The following is an 18,971-nucleotide window of genomic DNA, read 5'->3' as shown; positions in this document are numbered from 1 at the left end:
CTTCGTTCTCACTCTATTCAAACTTTAAATGCGATTCGAAGAATGGCAGCATAGCCGTGTATACCCGGCCTTTCTTGCCTCCTATTTTATCGGAATGATGGCCAGCATAGGTTTCTGCTTCGTACTTTACACCGTAACTATCCAACTTTTTTTCCAGCTGCACACATGTAACAGGTATATGTTTATTTTCCTCCAATGTACCCCAATCAAACTTCAGCCCGCTCAAACTTTTTAAATCTTTCACATGACTGTCAACAAGATTGAGTGTAAAGTTTTGCTCCCACAGTTTTTTGACGTCATCGTGTACAGTAATATTATCACCGTTATAGGTAGCGGGCATTTTGGCCTGGAAAGGTTTTTTGTTTTCCGAAGGCGAATAGGTTCTGCCCAGGTCAATCATCAGTACTGTGAAAAAGCCTGTCATTGTAGTATCTGCAAAGGGATTTGTCAGTACTTTTTTTAACGGCGTTTCATCCTTTAATGTGTCGATTATCCTAAATACAGGATTCTCCACGCTTATTTCGTTTGACCAGCTCAAAACAGCGGGACTCAATGCATAAACTGAACCGAAGACTTCTGAATACAACATTCCCACCTTCAAGGCGCCATTTCCACCCATCGAATGTCCTGCAAGGCCGCGGCTGTTCTTGTTAGGGATGGTACGGAAATTTTTGTCGATATAATTGACTATATCCTTACCAATAAAATCGGCCCAATTGCCGGTTAAAGCAGAGTTTGTATAAAAACTGCCCTTGAAATGTGTCTCGCTGTTGGGGAAAACTACGATGACAGGATGTATCTTTTTTTCCTCAATTGCCTGATCAAGTAAATCCTTAAATGAAGTAAACAGCAATTGCAAGCTGTCATTCATATAAAAACCATGGAGGAAATAAATTACCGGATAGTGTTGCCTGCTTTCATTATATCCTGCGGGCAGATACACAGAAACAGAGCGCATGGGATCTTCGCCACCGTGATTACCCTTTATTGAAGGTGCAAGAAAATGTTTAACTACGATTTCTCCTCTGTGACCGTCGCCGCCGCGTGCAGCAAGGGAAATCCATGATGCCAGAAGCAAAATTATTAATGATCGCATATACAGGAAGGTTTACGTTGCTAAGTTTGGTTGGACATTGAAAACAATTTACTGAAGAGGGTGCACATAATGTTTCCAGAGAGTAGTACTTTAAATGTAGCGTTTATAACGAAGGTTTACAAGCCCATTTTTAACAGGTAATAAAAAAATCAGTCGGTTTTAAACTAAACGGCTTCATTTTTGTTGTCTAGTTCTGTGTATTTCACCCACAAGCCCAGGCCGATCCCCAACGTCCCTGAAACGGAGATCATACTTAATTCAAAACGACTTTTATGAAACTGCCGGGCATTTGCGCATTCGCTCTTCTTCTATTAACCTCCTGTCATCACGGTGCCACAACCGAACAAACTATTATAGCCGACGACGAGAGTCCGGACAGCATTATGGCTCGAGTTCGCAGATTGAAAGATCCGGTAGCGGGTCTTGCAGCAACCGCACAACCTATCAATATGGGCAATTATGCCGGTGCAAGAGCGCTGGGCGTACTGGCTTACGAGTGGGGCTATGCGGTGGTAAAGATGGAACAAACCATCAGGGAAAATATCGGCACTCAGCGAAACTCCATTGAAACAAACCACCGGGCGCCGCTAAATGCGTTGGGTTGGTCGCGGGAACTACCCACACCTACTGACAAAGGTGCGGCACCACCTGACTGTGACGCTTATCATGTGAGCGCTGTTATTAATTTGGACGAGCCTTACATTCTACAAGTACCAAAAACGAACGGCCGTTACTATGTGATCAACATAATGGATATGTATCACAACTACCTTGACTGCATCGGTAAAAGAACAACCGGCACGGAAGGCGGTACATTTGCCATTATTCGCGAAGGTTATAATGGTGAACTTCCAACTGGCGTTAATAAGACAATTGTTTCCAAAACACCAAAGGTATTGCTGTATGGAAAACTAAGGGTTTTGGAAGGGGAAAACACAATGGCGGTACATGATCTGCAGGATCAGTTTGTCTTAAAATCCCTGAGCAATTTCGAGGGTCGTGTAAATCCGGGTTCGGTCGCTTCACTTCCCGATCTGCCAATTTATTCTATCGCTGATTCGTTCCGCTTTTACAAGCAACTTGCACTGGCCGTTCAGTCCAACCCGGCGATGAACGAGGATAAAGTTTTAGCAGCTCAACTTGAAAATATCGGCATACGCAATGGAAGCTTCAATCCATCCTTATTGACAACTGCTCAACTGCGGGGCCTTAAAGATGCGGCAATGGATGCTCCGCTGGCAATTGTTGCTTCACAAGCAAAATTTGCACGTCAGGTAAATGGATGGTCATGGGTTTCCAAACCGGAAGACTTTGGCTACAATTACTCCTACCGTTCTTTTGTAACGGCTCAGTATATGGAGAGTCTGCCGGACAAAGAAGCCCTGTTTACTACTCGCAACACCGATGATGAGAAATCAGTTTTTTCCGGTTATAATAATTACAAACTTCATTTTGACGGACCGCCGCCTGTCAACGGCTTCTGGTCACTCACTTTGTACGTTTCCGGTTCGAACCAACTCAATGGCAACGAACTGAAGCGCTACAAGATCAGCAGCGAAACAGCAGGATTGAAATCAAATTCCGACGGTTCGTTTGATATTCTTATTCAGCATGCCAAACCGAATGAGATCAGTAACTGGTTACCTGCACCAGAGGGTCAGTTTTATCTTGTCTTTCGTTTGTATGAGCCCAGGGACGAGGTTCTTGCGATGCAATACAACATGCCGCAGGTAGTGAAGACGAGGGTTTATTGAGAATGATGTACGATGTTAGATGTACGAAATTGTTTAGAGTGTTGCATTCACATAAATTTCGTACATCGCACCCGTACACTGTACATTTCCCTCACACCTTAATATACACCTTCTTCCTGTCCAGCCAATAAGCCAGCATCCAGTAAAATAATACAGTGATGATCGCATAGATCAATGAACCGATCTTTAAATTGGGAGAAAGCGGCTTGCAGATATGCTCATAGAACCATGGAAACGAGCTTGTGTAAAGCTGTTTACCATCGCTGCTTAGCCCCGCCGGCCATCTGAGGAGACCGAGCACCCTTGGCAAAAAACCACTAAGTACAAAAATGAACAATGGATTTTTTCCAAACACTTCAAAAAACTTCAAGCCCTTTGCAGGCTTATTTTTAAGCTCTATCCAGTATAACAAAAAACAAATGGTAATAATGGCAAGACCACTCGTATACACGGTATAAGAGCTGGTCCATATTTTTTTATTAATGGGAAAGATCATATCCCAGCAATAACCGATGAACACTAATGCGCAGCCTGCGAGCAAGAGCGTTGTCACCATTTCGAAAGTTTTGCCACGTTGTATGATAAATCTTCCCGCGAGATAACCGATGATGACTTCAACGGTTGAAGAAAGCACACCAGCAAGGCCCTCCGGATCAAACAATATTTTTTCGCCCTTATAAAGATGCGGCACACCAAGCACAGATTGATCAATGGCGTTTCCAAAATAGCCCGCCATGCTATACGGATCTGCAGCGTCGCCAAGCTTGTAGGTAAGTATCCAGTAAACTAAAAGCAGCACCGCTCCAATGATGGCCGCAACTTTTGGTTTGGCATAATAAATAATGATGGAAGCAAAAAAATAACAAAGAGCTATGCGCTGCAAAACCCCAGTGATCCGCACGCCGCTTAAAGGATTGTCTGGATTGACCCAATGTCTGAATACGAGCACATCATTTTCCCACCGCACAAATGGTGACCAATTGAGGAATATACCGATCGCAAGAATCAATAGAGTCCGCACGGCAACTTTCTTCCAGAAGGCCTTATCTCCTGCTTCGCGCAAACGATCCATTACAAAAGCCATGGCGTTTCCCACCGCAAAAAGAAAGAAAGGAAATACAAGGTCCGTGGGCGTACATCCATGCCATGGTGCATGATCCAGGGGAGGGAAAATAGCGGACCATGTACCGGGATTGTTTACCAGTATCATAAAGGCAACGGTTGCACCGCGGAATACGTCGAGGGAATAGAAACGTTTATTCATGTTTCGTTGAGTTGTTAGTTGACAGTTATTAGTTGCTAGACTTTATGCGACTTCTTAACAAATAAACGATCCGGATATAAGACAATTTAACACTTAATAGAGACTACTCGAGAATAAAGGCTAACAACCAGCAACTATCAACGATCAACTAAAATAACAGGTCAAGACTTCAAAAGCAACCCCCGCCCTATTTTAGTTTGAAAAGAAAATCATCTTGTGGCTAATGGCCTATGCTTAACTTACGATTTGTGCGGTTTTCAAATACAATTAATCTTCAACCTGCGGATTACTTTTTTGTGTTTGCAAAAGATCATTTTCCATAAGTTATGGTGGCAAGTGATTGATACATTGCTTTTAACAAATCATAAGTACGACTCACAGATATCATGTTGTAAATTTGCATCTCTAAATGAAACAGTTTTTTGCATTCATATTATCTCTTTCACTTGTAGTTGTTGCGTCAACAAACTGTAAAGCTGCAACCTCATTTACATGCCATGCAGTAATTGCAAAAAACACAGTTTGTAAAAGCTATAATCACAAAGTTTTTGCCCATACAAATACAAACGCTCATCAACAGCCGGTTGGGAAAACAAAAGTTTCCAAATCTTCTTTTAGTGGTTTCGTAAAAGAAAATTTTTCAATTTCGTCTTTGGTCAATACACCAACGGCCGAAACGACTTTCACCAGTTACCAAAATGTTCAGTCTGCACAACGGCTTTATGTTTTACACTGTTGCTATCTCCTATAATAGATTCCTGGTAGCGATCTTTCTTACACACATTATACTGTTAACTCTAATTATTAACTACAGGCACCTTATTGCCTCTACAAAATATTATTTATGAAAAAGTTCATTATAGCATTTGCATGTATCGTTTTGGGTTATAGTTATTCATTTGCACAGCAAAAAACACCCACAGTACAAAAAGGATATTATAGCATTGGTAATAATGTAGAAAAACTGGAAAAAACTCAACCTGCTATTACATCTCTCGATAGGCCGACAAAAGGTTACTACGCGATGACCGATAAAGCAAGACCTACTTATGTACCAATTATAACAATTGGTGTTACGACGCCACCGGCGAAGGGCTACTACACTATCGGCGACAATCACAAAAAGTTAGCGTCCGCCACAGTAATTGCCAATGCTGAATACGCAGTGAACGAATATACGATCCATTAAATCCAATCAGGAATTAAAATCAGGAGTTGGAAGTTAGGAACTGATAGCACACTAACATTTATTATTCTAGTTCCCAATTCCTGAATTCTGATTACCTTGTACTATCAATCAAGCAGCAATGTGGAAGAAAATCTGGAACATAATAAGAAGCGTGCTGATGCCTAAAAAGAGCTGTTGCAAATAATTTTTTAAGTTTTTTAAAAAATATTTGAAAAGATTTTGGTTGGAAACAAATCGCAACGTAATATTGCACCCCCAACGGAATAGTTCTTACAGGTAATGCCCAGGTGGCGGAATTGGTAGACGCAGCAGACTCAAAATCTGCCATTCGCAAGGATGTGCTGGTTCGATTCCAGTCCTGGGCACGAGTTAAAAAGAAAAAGCCTTGATAGCATTAGCTTTCAAGGCTTTTTTCGTTTTCAGGGGATGAAACATCTTATCAAACTTTATCCATTTTCTTCTACTCATTATTTTGGAAAAAACAACAAGAGTGCCCCTGTTTCATCACGACGATCAACATGTAATTTTTTGTGTGGAAGCGGGGTATACATTACCAAATTTTCCAATTGACGAAAGTCATATTAAAATTAATACACTTTCGTATATTGAAACATAAAATTAAAAATCAACAACCTGTAAATATTGCCGCAAGTTTTCAAAGGAGATAACATGCGTATATTTATGAGTTGTATGAAAATAAATCAACCACCTCAATGACGTTAGCTAAAATATTTTTTTCATTTCTAGTTTTTTTAGTGTGCGCATGTAACGGCCAAAACAAAAAATTGGAAAAGTCAGTTAAATACAGTAACCCTTCGCAAGAATTTATTATAGAATTTCCACAATCGCCATTATTGAAAACAGAAAAAGAAACGAATCAATTTGGACATATCAGTTGGAATATCGCCTATCTAAACAAAAACAACAATAATGAATTTTATTTCCTAATTAAGTATGCAGATTTGCCAGCAGATTTTATTACATCCAATTCCTTGCCATTGCTGGACAGTTTCTTTTTAAATACTCAGCAAGATTTGACCGAAAAAAAAATTCCATTTAATTTAAGAATAACTAATAATAAAAAATATCCTGGAAGGGAATTTCATTTTCTTGACAGTAATAATAACATATCATATACACGGGATGTGTTTTTAGTCAATAATCGTTTGTACTTTTTAGAAGTAAAATGTAATATCAATAATGATTATAGAAATGAAATTGATGCGTTTTTAAAAAGTTTTTCTTTGACTGCCGTTACAGAGAATAGTAATCCCGAAATTATTGAGAAACAACAAACAAAGAAGTTTACCATTAAATTCCCAGCAAAGACAACCACAACCACTCAAACTAGTTTTAATCCATTTTTTGGCAATCTCACTATAACAAAAGAATCATGTGAAACCGATTTTGGATTATATTGTATTAACTTTTCAGAATTACCCAAAGATAAACTTCAAAAAATTACAAGCGCCGAACTTCAAAAATTTATTACAGAAGCATTTACTTCAAATGTTTTAAATACTAATGGGAAAATTATTTCTAAAAAACAGATTGAAATTGATGGACATTCGGCATTTGAAGGAATAGGAAGTATTCAGGACGGCGAAGCACTTATACATCTTAAATCTGTAATCATTGATAATTACTATTATCAGTACTTTGTGATATATGCAATGGATGGAGAGAACAATCCAGCCACAAAAGACTTTTTAAATTCCTTTCGCATAAACTAGGACTCAATTCGTACAACAGAAGGTTTTCTGCTATGCTGGCTGACACTTCACACTTCAACATTTGTATTTCTATTTATATTTAGTAGCTTCTTCTGCTGACGGAACGCTAATAACCGCACAGCAGAAAGCCGAAACCGTTAGCGGTAAGCGTACGGACACTTCTTAAAATTCAACGTTTCGAAAAAATGAAATCACAAACTCTACTCTTCGCCTTGCTAGTATTAACCTCAGCAAAGGTTTTCGCTTCAGATACTTTATATTTCCGGCTATCAAATCCTTGGAATACAGTAAAAGATCCGAAAGGAATATATCTAAGAAAATGTGTAAAGGAAAACGACTATTTTCATGTGTGGGATTATAACAATAAAAACGTGCTTGTAACGGAATCCTTTTATTCAGACACAAACTTTACCAAAAAGCTTTTCTGTCACAAGTATTATGACGAAGAAAAAAAATATTTAAGTCAGACAAGATGTTACGACGGAGGAAGACTTCACGGATATTTTGTTTCCTACAATGAAAAGGGTGATACAACCGATTATGACATTTACGAACATGGAGATGTAATAAAATCATGGAGTTTGCATCCAGAGGAAGAAGAAAGACTAAATGCTGAGTTCGCTAGAAATGAAGTTGCAGCCCAGTTTCCTGGTGGCGAAAAGGCATGGTATAAATACTTAGGAGACAATTTGAAAATTCCTAAAGAGCTAGAAAATCAAAATATAAAAGGTGTAGTGATTTTAAAATTTACAATTGCACCAACAGGGAAAATCGAAGCCGTTGAAATTATTAAAAGTTTAAATCCTTTACTTGATGAAGAGGCTGTCCGAGTTGTCAGAAAATCACCTAAGTGGAAACCAGCTAAACAGAATGGAAAAAAGGTACAAACGACCATAACTCAACCAATAACATTCGGCTGAGAAAGCCTACCGCTAGCAAAAGCTGGGCAGACGGAAGCTGTGACGCATCTTTTGCAACTCTATTTAATACTCAATTTGCTTTATTGTAAACATTTTCGATGTGTTACCGAACTCATGGAAGCATTAAAAAAAATAAGCTTGTTTTTAAAGCAAGACGAAAGGCAAAAATTGCTTGCACAAATTGCGCTTATTGTAGCGACACTTGCATCAGTTTTACAGTTTATTTACATACGACAAAACTCATACACATTAGATAGTGTAATTATTCCAAAGACAATGATTTGGGAAGTTAACAAGCAACATATTTTTTTCGCTTTCATTTTGACCATTGGTAATTTATGTGGACTTATACTTTTTTTTTTACAACGTTACTTATGGACAGTTGCAGTTATTTTAATTTCGTTGATTGCTATTCGTTATGTTTATGTTTAAAACTCATTGATGAATAAATAAAACTACTTAAACAAAAAAGAGGCTATCTCGTACTGGTATGTGACTAGAAAGCAGGACATATCTTTAAATTGACAAAATAATATGAGCATCAGCAATAAAAAGCCCATATATTTCTATCTTGCATTTTGTTTCTTGACAATTTACACTCTAACATCAGTAACGGAATGTGAGGCATACTGGATGCACGATGCATCAATCATAATAACAAAACTGAAATTATTTACGGCCATCTCTTCTCTATTTTTGCTGCCTGCCCTCATTGTCATAGCTCAACATTTTTTAAAAATAGCAACCTCAACAAAACTTTTTTTTACACAATTCTATATGTCAATATCATCGATGTTGCTGTTATTTTTTGCAATTAACAAGCCCTGTGAAGACCTAAATGACGGACACTATATGTTTATTAGTACTCTAATGACAATGCACATTATTTACTGGAGGCGATAGGCTTAGTTCTGATCGGCATTATAACAATTCAGATGATAATTTTAAAGTATAAGGCCAACAAAATTGAACAAGGGTAAAACAGTAAAATGCCACAATCAGCTCTTATTGTTTTCTATTTCAGACCCGAATAAAAAGAGGCTGACTCATATTTGAGACAGCCTCCTGGAATTTCATAATTATTGACGACTTTCAAAAATGACGCAAGCCTTTGGTATTGCATCAAAAAAATCCACGCCGTAGAAACGGCGTGGCATCGATTGCTTGTGTGTCCGGAACGAACTCTGCCAAGTCCACCCGAACAGCAACAATATCTAACAAATCATATCTTATTTCCACTTAAATGGCAAATACCAATTTTTGCTCAATAGTTTTGCTCTTGCAGCATCCGCTCCTGCTGTGTTATCTTTGGAAAGTTTAGCATATATTTTATCTGCCAGGAACGATGGATCATTTCTTCTAATGGCTATGCGCAACAAATCGGACCAGCGTTGACCTTCATAAGCCAATTCCAGGGCTCCTTCATCCGTTAGCATATTTTCTACTTGCGTAGTACTGTCACTGCCTACAATCGTGCGAGCTTGCAGCGAAGCCCTTCCCCGAAACCCGTTCATATCTCTCCAAATCGCTCTGTATTGAGGATTGTCTCCATTTCTCGCATCAAAGTCGTAGGGAGCCGGCAGAAAAGTTTGCATAATATTAGTCACATCTGTTGGTGGCGATGGTGGTGTATAAGTAGTTTTAATACCATAGTTTGTAATAGCATAACCTAGTTTCGGATATCCATCCCTGTTAGCTGCTTCTCCAAAATGCTGCCATACTGAAGCTGCCCGGTATAGCCACCACTCTCCGCTTCTTGCATTGGCGTTAATCGATGGGATAAATGAATTTCCATCCATGTAATAATACAGGTACTTCATAATAACCGGTTGACCGTTTATTGATTTGTAAGTAAACTTGCCGCGTGCATCGAACGGAAAAAGATTGACTTGTTTTTGACTGTTCCAGTTATCTACGGCCACTTGAGAAGGCTTCACAAGATAGCTTCCATTGATATTGGAAAACAAATCTATGAAGGGATTTTGCGGGGAGAAATTGGAGCTGAATGGCAACACCCATATCCATTCCCAGTCGAACTGCTGATCGTAATTGACCTTGCCGCGTGAAAACATGGAGCGCCAGCCTTCCGTGTTGCTTTCGTACAGGCTGTTGATATCATTTTCACGATAGCGAACATATTGTACAGCGAGTTGGTTACCGGTGGAAGGATCGGGAGCGCCTATTAGTTTCCAGTAGTTTTTCTGAGTGAGGTCACTACCCTTGTCATCATAATAAGACAAGATCTGCCTGTACATTGTAGCGGCCTTACGGTATGACGAAGGATCATAAGCGGCATTCCATAAATACAGATCGCCCAATAAAACTTTTTTATTGACAAAAAATTTGTCGGTCCTGTATTGATCTACGTTAGTAATAAGTGTTGTATTGCTTGAATACATCTCCTTTGTGGGCAATTTCTCCATGGTCTTGATCAGTTCCCCCAGCAATTGCTGGAAAGGCAGGTACCTGTAATTCGAGTCATTTTTTACATCAGCAATAGTGGTGAGCGGATTAGTGATATAAGGAATACCGACAGTACCTTGCGGATCCTTACTGAAATGAATACCCAATTGCAGGTAAACCCAGCTACGAATTGTTGCCACATCAGCATAACGCTGGTTGTATTCATCAACTTTTAGTTTTTTATCAGCAAGCATTTTATCGAAATTCACCATCACATCGTTGCAGTTCAGAATGACCTGGTAAAAAGGCGTTGGGTCGATATAAGGGTTATCATCAGTGGCGGTATGATCGTTTAACTGCTGAAGAAAACGATCGGCATTGACAGTCGGCGACATCAGGTCGGCCCGAAGCTCGTTCAGCAATACATAGGGTTTCGCAAGGCTCATAAATTTACCATAGACGCCCAAAACGGCTGCGTCTGCATCATACACATTGCGGTATGCCTGCTCTCTGCTAAGCACACTTTCGGGTTGTACATCAAGTAGTTTTTTACATGAAGGCAGAACCAATATTGCAGCCAGCGCTGATATTATAATACGTTTCATTAAAAAATTAAATTTCATATGTAAGTTTTCTGCTTTAAAATTTTATAACCCAAACCTTACCCCAACCTGAAGCGAGCGATATTGAGGTTCCAGCGTTACATCGACGCCCTGACCCAGTACGCTGTTTGTTGAGCTCATCTCAGGATCAAAGCCGAGGTATTTAGAAAGTGTAAACAAATTATTGCCGGTGATGTATATCACTGAATATCTCAGGAAGTTGGAATTTATTGGCAAATTGTATGAAAGGGTTGCGGACCTCAGTCTGAAATAAGAACCATCTTCAATCCATCTGTCTGAGAAACGGCTATTGCCCAACGGGTCACCATAGGAGGCACGCGGCACAGTTGTAACCTGGCCATTATTTCTCCAACGGTTAACTACAGCCTGCGTTTGGTTCTCGTAACCGGATTGTGATTCTAACATCCGGCGGGTATAGTTGTATATATCATTTCCTTTTGAAAAGGTAAAGAGGGCGTCCAACGTAAATCCTTTCCATTCAATCCTGTTGGTAATGGAGCCAACGTAATCAGGATTAGGATTTCCAATAATCTGCCTGTCCCTGTCATCGATTATTTTATCATTATTCAAATCTGCAAAACGAACGTCTCCGCCTTTAAATGGACGTAACGTGCCATTTGCATTAACAACGCTCAGCCCTGCCGCATTTGCTTCAGCATCTGTGCTGTATACACCATTTGTTTTGTATCCATAAAAGAGGTTCGAAACTTCTCCCACGCGGCTTAGAATGGTACCGCCGGCATATTGTGTGATTATCTCGTTGGCAGGTAATTGTTCTATTGTTGATTTATAAGTAGCTATTGTAAAACCCAGATCCCATTTGAATGCCCGGTGATTAATGATCCTACCCGTTACAGAAGCTTCGGCGCCTGTCGTTTTCATTGCACCCGAATTGGTCAAAGCGTAACCTCCGCCAGCCGCTGTAGGCAACGACTCCAGCACCAGCATTTTATCTGTTTTATTCCGGTATACATCAACACTAAGGTTCAAGCGTTCCTTAAACAATCCAGCATCCAGGCCGGCATTTAGTTTGGAGACGCGTTCCCATTGTAATTGATCATTACCAAAATTGGCTCTAACCAATCCTTGCGTACCCAAAAAGTTTTGAGAAACGTAGTATTGTTTTCCTGTGTAATCGCCAATATCATCGTTGCCCGACACACCGTACGAAGCTCTTAGTTTAAGCAGATCTATGAGCCCTTTGCTGCCATTCATGAATTTTTCTGATGAAACAAGCCAGGCTCCAGCAATGGAAGGTAACACAGCATAGCTTTTCCCGTTAATTGATGGTGAGCCCGGTACGTTATTGCCGAAACGGGATGAACCATCCATGGCCGTATTGAAGGAAATAAAGTATTTATCAAGCAAAGAATAATCTGCATTAAAGTATCCGTTTAACCACCTGTATTTTCCAAGGCTACCATCTGTATTTCTCAGGGCGGCCACGCTATTGTTTACACTACGCAACTGGTCAATGGCGGAATTGGCACCTGTACTGATATCCTGTTCTGTTTTGGATTGCAGAAAACGAAAACCGGCACGGGCAGACAAATGATGGACCTTACGATAGGTGTGGTCATATGAAAGGTGCGTATCATTATAAAAGCTTTGTATTCTTTTTGTCTGAGCACCTAGACGACTATATTCAATTGTTCCGTTCTCTAAAGTATCCGGCACCACGCCTTTTCTTGGGATAAATAAATTCTCGCGGATTTTGTCAACTGTAACGGACACGGTAGTGCTCACGCTTATTGCACTTGAAAATGCATAATTGAAACCTACAGAACCTACGAAACGATAATTCTTATTACCGGCCTGCATTGTATTGATTAAAGCCGCGGGGTTACTTACTCCAAAAGTGTCAGTAGCAGTAATATCGGGAGATTTAGTTCCACTGGATGACACTTGATTTACTCCTATCAGCGGAGATTTTATGAGCGATACATACAAAGGATTTGTTGTAGGAGCAATGCCCTGGTCCTTTAACTTCTGGTCATTGGATGTAAAGCTGATGTTGGTTGTAGCCGTCATGCGTTTGCTAAGATTTAAATCAGCATTAAACCTGGTATTGTATCGGCTTAAACCGGTATTGGCGATTACACCTGAGTTGGTCAGATAGCCAAGTGACAATGCATATTTTGCAATGTTATCACCGCCTGTTACTTTAAGATAGTAATTTTGGAGAGAGCCGTTTTTGAAAACCTGCCTTTGCCAATCCGTATTATTGTGATAAGTATAATAATCAGGATTGGACTTGTCGTCATTCATGTACGGATAACTCTTTATCTTGTCAGTTGTGGCGCCTGTAGATTGCAGAATATCTGAAAGGTATGCCCTGTATTGATCTGCATCTAAAACAGGCAGATTTTGGGGCGCAAAATTTACTCCACCATATATTCCTGCATCTATTCTTGTTGCCAGTTCTTTTGCTCTCGCTGTAGTAATAATAATTACGCCGTTCCCGCCCTTTGTTCCATAGGTTGATGAGCCGTCTTTGACAACGGTGATGTTGTCAATGTCTTTGATGTCAAGATAGGCCAGGGCATTTGTATAGTTATTTGAAATAAGCGAGGTCCCATAATCTTTGGTATCGTACAAAACTCCATCGACAACGATCAGTGGCTGATTGGTACCATACAAAGATGAAATGCCGCGCAGGAATAAATTTGCACCACTGTTAGGTGTACCCGAACGACGAATAGCATTTAAGCCGGCCACTTTTCCCTGCAAAAAGGCGTCAGGCGTTTCAGCCGTATGTGCCCAGCTTCCTGTCGTTTGAATAGAAGTTGTTGCAAAAGGTATGCGGTTCATTGGCTGGTTTCCGAAAGGAAGACCGGCTGCATCATAAAAAGAAGTATAAGAGTCTTCATACAGAGCGGCAGACACCTTCTTCTGGCCCTTCAAGGCAATTTCTTTTGTTTGAAATCCCTCTCCCTTTAACACAATGGTTACTTTATTGTTTGGCACTTTCAATGCAAAATGACCAAGGCTATCGGTAATGGCTGCAGAATAATCCTGGTACGACACGCCGATGGCACGCAATGGCTGATGGGTAGCAGCATCGGTAACAAGCCCTTGTATCTCTACTTCAGGTTTTTTAGGATTTTTTTGCGCGTTTGCGTACAGACACGTCAATGATAACGCGGGTAGCAATATATTTTTAAAACGATTTATTATGACTGTCGGTATTTGCATGATGGTAGTAATATGGGTTAATCGTTCTTATTGTATGTCGGGTACCAGTTTTATATAATCCAGGTTCAAAGTATTTGTGCCGGCACCGGTAGAAGCGTTCGCAGTGAGAAACATATCCAGGTTGCCATACATTGCCTGTACATAATCGCCTATGTATGCTTCTGTGTAAGTGTTGATAGGCATTGCCATGCCAGTGGCCGGTGTAGTTGGAAGAAAATTAGCACCCCTCACTCCCATTGCCAGCCTTTGGTTGAAAACAACAGGATTGACAACACCGTTAAGTCTTAGCGTATCATTGGGCACTACCCAGTACACTTTGTAATTCACGGAAGGCAATCTTCTCGCTGTGTATTGAGCACTTAAAGCGCTGATACCATGATTATACGTGAACATATCCACGAACTGCACATTTGAAGGATTTAAGCGTGTTCTGATAAACACTGCGGACACGTTGTTTTGCCGTGGTGTTACAGCCAATCCGTTGGCATCAAAAAAACGCAAGTAATTTTCCCCTTCTACAATTACGGTCGGAATTTTTTCTTTCACATTAAAAGCGACTCTGCCAATTACATACGCAATACCATTACTCATTTTGCGTGTTGCCACAATCTTACTTACATCAATCGGAATTTTTACGCCGGATTTGGATACAAGAACAGACGGGAGCTGATTTATTGCGTAGACGCCTTCAACAATAAGATCCTTAACAACTGCAAACGAGGCGAGATTTTTTGTACTGTCTGCTGTACTTGTTTTGAAATAGGTATTCAGTTTGCTGACCTCTGAGTTGAGACCAGTGTCGCTCATAATAAAATAAGTATACTGTTTGTCCTCACGCTGCAGATCATACACATCGGTATTGAAGCTGTTTTTGATCACACTATCGGTGCCGGGCTTGTAGACAGGCAATCCGGTTTGCGAATTAATACTATCGACAACAGCATTGGTCGGATCGAACACTTTTCGTGTAAGCGACAGGATAAATGCGCTTTGCTGATAAGTCGTCTTCGTACTGTCCAGTAACTCCCAGGCATTGGCGTAAACCGGAGCGACTTTATCTATCACCTGCAAAACGCCGTTGCTTACAAATTTATCTGCCTCTGTGATCGTGGCATCATCAAATTTTGTATTGGTAAAACTCACCCATTTGCCATTTAGCATGGCTACTCTTGGTGATGCAGCTGCGTCTTTCGTAAAATATGATTGATATGCAATGTGATTAGACATGAACCGTCTCAGTTTAGCCGTATCATTTACGATAGCTGCATCAAGGTTTTTGAGGGCCTCGTTTACGGGTGCCCATACTGTATGGGCCTTCGAAGAAGCCAATTCTTTGTCAAGCCCGGTCTTTTGCAGGTATTCATAAAACTTGCTGAGATTGGGGTGCTGGCTGATCTCATCCGTCAGTGTCTTACTCACATCCTGGTTAGTCACCTGGTTATGCTCATCCCATTTTTTACAACTTACGGCGCAGAGCACAAAAAAGAGTGCCCAATAAAATGTTGTTTTCAAACGCATCTTGTTTATTTTATGAGATAGTTATTTTATTATGGAATTATGCTTCCATCTCTCCCAAAAATGGGACGTTGTTGATTATCGTTTACAGGAATGAACTGGATCATGTCGAGATAATTCAGCTCCTGCCCTGTTGAATTCGCAAGGAATGTAATGCGCACAAGGTGCCTGTCTGTTGTTTGTACGTCAACAGTGCCAAGTAAGCGAGACACGTTGTTTAAATCCTGCCCAGTGTTAGTAGTGGCTACTTCGGTATATTGTTTATAACCCAGCGCTTCCAGTTCGCCTGTAGTACCTGTAGGCTTTTGCGCAGAAAAATCGAACGTTCTTTGCATTGGCTGGCCGTCAAAATCAACACGGTTGGGGAAAGCCGGGTTATTAGCCGATGCTTTTCCGCGGTAGTAACTTATCCATACTTTGTACCTGCCCTTCACCAACAGCGGGGTACGAAGCTCTACCCATAAATTTCTTGAAGTATTACCCATCGGGAAGCGTAAATAATCCGCCCGCCATCCATATTGGGTGGTGGAAGTGGCTGCTATACAGCAATAAGAGATGGTGCTGGTGGTCGACGTGTTTGCGTTCCAGGTGATGTCAGCAAACGCTCCTTTGGCAAAAACGGTTCCTCCGCCGGTAGATGTGATGGCGTTGGCTGTGGTCACCTGACGGTAAACATTGGTGAGTTTTCTTAATTCGGGTTGATCTGCAACGTCAAAATCTACTCTTACCGGCACCCTTATTTTTACGGCAAAATGTGCCGTCGAAGAATGTACAACTCCGTTGCTTGCCGTAACGTCGCTTGTTGAACGCTGAAGCTTAACGCCGGGCTCATATTTTCCATTAAAAGAAATATCGTTCAGTAATACGTCCTGACCATCGAGCTTTGTTGTAACCACTTCAAGGGGCTGCAGCGTAGGAATAGAAGGACTGGAAATAATATCCGCAAGGTATCGTGCATCGGTGAAAATGTGATAAGCAACATACATGTGCAAACTGTCGTCTGCTCTTTTTGGGTCGCCGGTTTTAGAGTATTTGGCTTTCAAAGCCGCATAAGTGGTGATACCGGAATCTGCCAGAGCTTTATTGGTTTCAGCCACCACAGTAAGAAAACGGCGTGTAGTATCAGGATTGTTCAGAATATTGAGCGAGTCGTAATAGCCCGTCTCTTTTAATGCCTGTGTAAAAATAGAAAAGTCAGTACTGGCTTCCACTGTTTGAGCAGCTGTTTTGGTAGCCGCTTTCAATACGTGGTCAATCACGTGCACATTACCGTTAGATAGAAAAATATTGGGTTGCAGAATCAATGCCTGCCTGTTTACCGTATAACTTGACACGCCGTTTTCATTGGAAACACCAGTTAGCAGGTATTGGCCGAGCATGGTAACATGTGGCAACTTGCCATCGGTAAATACGCTCGTGTTTATTGTATCCTTTATGAGGTGCAACTTTACAATGTTTTGCAACTCCGCTGCTGTGAAAGCATCAACGGAAGCTTTGCCTGTTTCCGTCAGGAATGCTTTAACACCATCGTTGGTAGGCGCAAAAAGCGTATAGGTGCCATATGCATTTAAGAAACCGCTGTAGCCGGCCTTGTCAACCATCTTGGCAAACTCAGAGAACTGGTCGGGATTTTTGAGCAGGTAATCATAAATATTTACATCGCTGGTGGTAGCGGTTACGTAAGTCAGCTTTTTACATCCTGAGATGTAAGCCAGTGCAAATACGCAAGCTATGGCTGTTATGATAAAAGCGAGTTTTGGTTTCATGTCAGATTATTTATAAAAAGGATTTTGCACCAAATTTTTATCTGTCTGCAGTTCATATGTATAGATGGGGAAATAATGACTGTTAGCATCTTTGAATTTTGCTATTGCCGATTGCTGAAGGCTACCGGACACTGTTCTCGATACCATTTCAGTTAATATGTCCTGACGCTTGTAATTATTTCTTTTCGCGTGTCGTAACACATCGTACCATCTTTTTCCCTCGTAAGCAAATTCACGGGCTCTTTCTTCTAAAATATAGTCGCAAACTGCTTCAGCATCGGTGGGGTCAACAACACGTGCCGTTTGTGTCAATGCTTTGGCGCGTTGACGAATGGTGTTTACGAGGTCAAGCGCTTCCGGGCCTTTACCCGTTAATGCAAGAGCTTCGGCTTTCATCAGCAAAATATCAGCGTAACGATAAACGATCCAGTGCGCGAATGATTCTTCAGCCACACGCATAGTGTTGTCATCAACACCAATGTATTTCCAGATAAGCCCGTCACCAAAACGTGCTGCGGCGCCATCTCCGCGTATATCTTTTTTCGTGGGATCAAGTACATCGGCCATATAAATACCATTGTCCGGGTCCGTTATTATACTAGAGGCAATAAAGCGGGGCCTTGTACGGAACATCGGGTAAAAGCTGTTTAATTTTGTACGATCAAACTGGATCTCAAAAATGCCTTCACTTGAATTTCCGTTTACGAACACATTAGTAAACCATCCCGTGTTGCCGGATACCAGGCCAAATTTTTGTGAATTGATAATCTTATTGCAGGCAGCAAGCGCTTCCGGATATTTTTCCATCCACAGGTAAACATCTGCCTGTATGGCATAGACCGTATAACGGGTTATTCTTCCCTTGTCATCAGCGTTGCTATTATATGTTAAGGGGGCCGCTGTTTCTGCTTCAGATAAGTCCTTTATAATTTGCTGAAGAACTTCTGCGCCTGAGGTTTTTGTTAGCTGTTGCAACTGGTCGTCGCTTGAAGTGGATTTTACCACAAGCGGCACATCTCTGAAACTTCTAACCAAATAAAAATACAGGAGTGCCCGTAAAGCTTTTACCTCGGCAAGCGAAGCATCCAATGACTGCTGTGTAAGCGTTTGGTCCACTTTTAATACACCTGGTCCAAAATCAATAACTGTGTTACAATAATTGATGGTCCTGTATATGGCCCGCCAGTTGGTAAGGCTATTTGTCGCAAGGATATTTACATTCATGATATCCGTCTCTTCACTCGTAACACCTGTGGAAGGTGTCAGCAGGTCCGCTCTCAACTCTCCCCAAAGAAACATATATTCAGGTATGGGGCGGTCTGAACCACCAAGTAAGGAAGCATAGCAACCATCTACAGCAGCCTGCAACTGCTCCTTTGTTTTCCAGAAGTCTTCGCGGATGATTCCATCCTGCGGCTTTAATTCAAGGTACTTGCCACAGGAACATGCAGCCGTCGCAATGAAAAGCACGCAAATTATTTTTAAGTATCTCGTTTTAAACTTTTGCATTCTT

The 18,971-nt window shown here is 40.9% G+C and carries 12 protein-coding genes and 1 tRNA gene; 6 read left to right on the top strand and 7 right to left on the bottom strand.

Going from position 1 to position 18,971, the window contains the following annotated elements; translation table 11 throughout:
* Positions 1-13: 13 nt before the first annotated feature.
* The gene (locus tag QJ048_RS05895; protein ID WP_282333407.1) at positions 14-1,096 is read right to left on the bottom strand and encodes an alpha/beta hydrolase; all 1,083 of its coding nucleotides are present in this window, start codon (positions 1,094-1,096) and stop codon (positions 14-16) included.
* A 272-nt stretch (positions 1,097-1,368) separates the two neighbouring features.
* Here QJ048_RS05895 and QJ048_RS05890 point away from each other — a divergent pair, with 272 nt between their 5' ends.
* Positions 1,369-2,850: a DUF1254 domain-containing protein gene (locus QJ048_RS05890; RefSeq protein WP_282333406.1), complete on the top strand. Its 1,482-nt coding sequence runs from the start codon at positions 1,369-1,371 to the stop codon at positions 2,848-2,850.
* 91 nt (positions 2,851-2,941) lie between these two features.
* Here the strand turns inward: QJ048_RS05890 and QJ048_RS05885 are convergent, their stop codons facing one another.
* Positions 2,942-4,114 (bottom strand): acyltransferase family protein, encoded by a 1,173-nt coding sequence (locus QJ048_RS05885; protein ID WP_282333405.1) that lies wholly within the window; start codon positions 4,112-4,114, stop codon positions 2,942-2,944.
* Positions 4,115-4,958: 844 nt separating this feature from the next.
* On the opposite strand from QJ048_RS05885, the gene QJ048_RS05880 reads away from it, so the two are divergent.
* From QJ048_RS05880 to QJ048_RS05860, 5 genes are all read left to right on the top strand, one after another.
* The gene (locus tag QJ048_RS05880) at positions 4,959-5,303 is read left to right on the top strand and encodes a hypothetical protein (RefSeq protein ID WP_282333404.1); all 345 of its coding nucleotides are present in this window, start codon (positions 4,959-4,961) and stop codon (positions 5,301-5,303) included.
* A gap of 281 nt (positions 5,304-5,584) precedes the next feature.
* Positions 5,585-5,668 (top strand) — tRNA-Leu (locus QJ048_RS05875).
* Between the two features lie 420 nt (positions 5,669-6,088).
* Positions 6,089-7,036: a hypothetical protein gene (locus QJ048_RS05870; RefSeq protein WP_282333403.1), complete on the top strand. Its 948-nt coding sequence runs from the start codon at positions 6,089-6,091 to the stop codon at positions 7,034-7,036.
* Between the two features lie 185 nt (positions 7,037-7,221).
* The gene (locus QJ048_RS05865; protein WP_282333402.1) at positions 7,222-7,956 is read left to right on the top strand and encodes an energy transducer TonB; all 735 of its coding nucleotides are present in this window, start codon (positions 7,222-7,224) and stop codon (positions 7,954-7,956) included.
* Between the two features lie 114 nt (positions 7,957-8,070).
* Entirely contained in the window at positions 8,071-8,388 is a 318-nt protein-coding gene (locus QJ048_RS05860; protein ID WP_282333401.1) for a hypothetical protein, read from the top strand.
* Positions 8,389-9,185: 797 nt separating this feature from the next.
* Here QJ048_RS05860 and QJ048_RS05855 read toward each other — a convergent pair.
* From QJ048_RS05855 to QJ048_RS05835, 5 genes are read right to left on the bottom strand one after another with little or no spacing between them, the layout of a single operon-like run.
* Positions 9,186-10,964 (bottom strand): RagB/SusD family nutrient uptake outer membrane protein, encoded by a 1,779-nt coding sequence (locus QJ048_RS05855; RefSeq protein WP_282333400.1) that lies wholly within the window; start codon positions 10,962-10,964, stop codon positions 9,186-9,188.
* Positions 10,965-11,006: 42 nt separating this feature from the next.
* Complete coding sequence (locus QJ048_RS05850) at positions 11,007-14,177, bottom strand: SusC/RagA family TonB-linked outer membrane protein (protein WP_282333399.1); 3,171 nt, start codon at positions 14,175-14,177, stop codon at positions 11,007-11,009.
* A 27-nt stretch (positions 14,178-14,204) separates the two neighbouring features.
* Positions 14,205-15,689 (bottom strand): fasciclin domain-containing protein, encoded by a 1,485-nt coding sequence (locus tag QJ048_RS05845; protein ID WP_282333398.1) that lies wholly within the window; start codon positions 15,687-15,689, stop codon positions 14,205-14,207.
* Between the two features lie 35 nt (positions 15,690-15,724).
* Positions 15,725-17,458, bottom strand: a complete 1,734-nt coding sequence (locus tag QJ048_RS05840) for a fasciclin domain-containing protein (protein WP_282333397.1) — start codon at positions 17,456-17,458, stop codon at positions 15,725-15,727.
* Positions 17,459-17,464: 6 nt separating this feature from the next.
* Entirely contained in the window at positions 17,465-18,967 is a 1,503-nt protein-coding gene (locus QJ048_RS05835; protein ID WP_282333396.1) for a RagB/SusD family nutrient uptake outer membrane protein, read from the bottom strand.
* Positions 18,968-18,971: the final 4 nt, after the last annotated feature.

Source organism: Pinibacter soli (genome assembly GCF_029961145.1).
In the GTDB taxonomy this organism is placed as follows: domain Bacteria; phylum Bacteroidota; class Bacteroidia; order Chitinophagales; family Chitinophagaceae; genus Pinibacter; species Pinibacter soli.
Note: the sequence above shows the minus strand (reverse complement) of the source record. Positions and strands in the feature narration are given on the sequence as shown.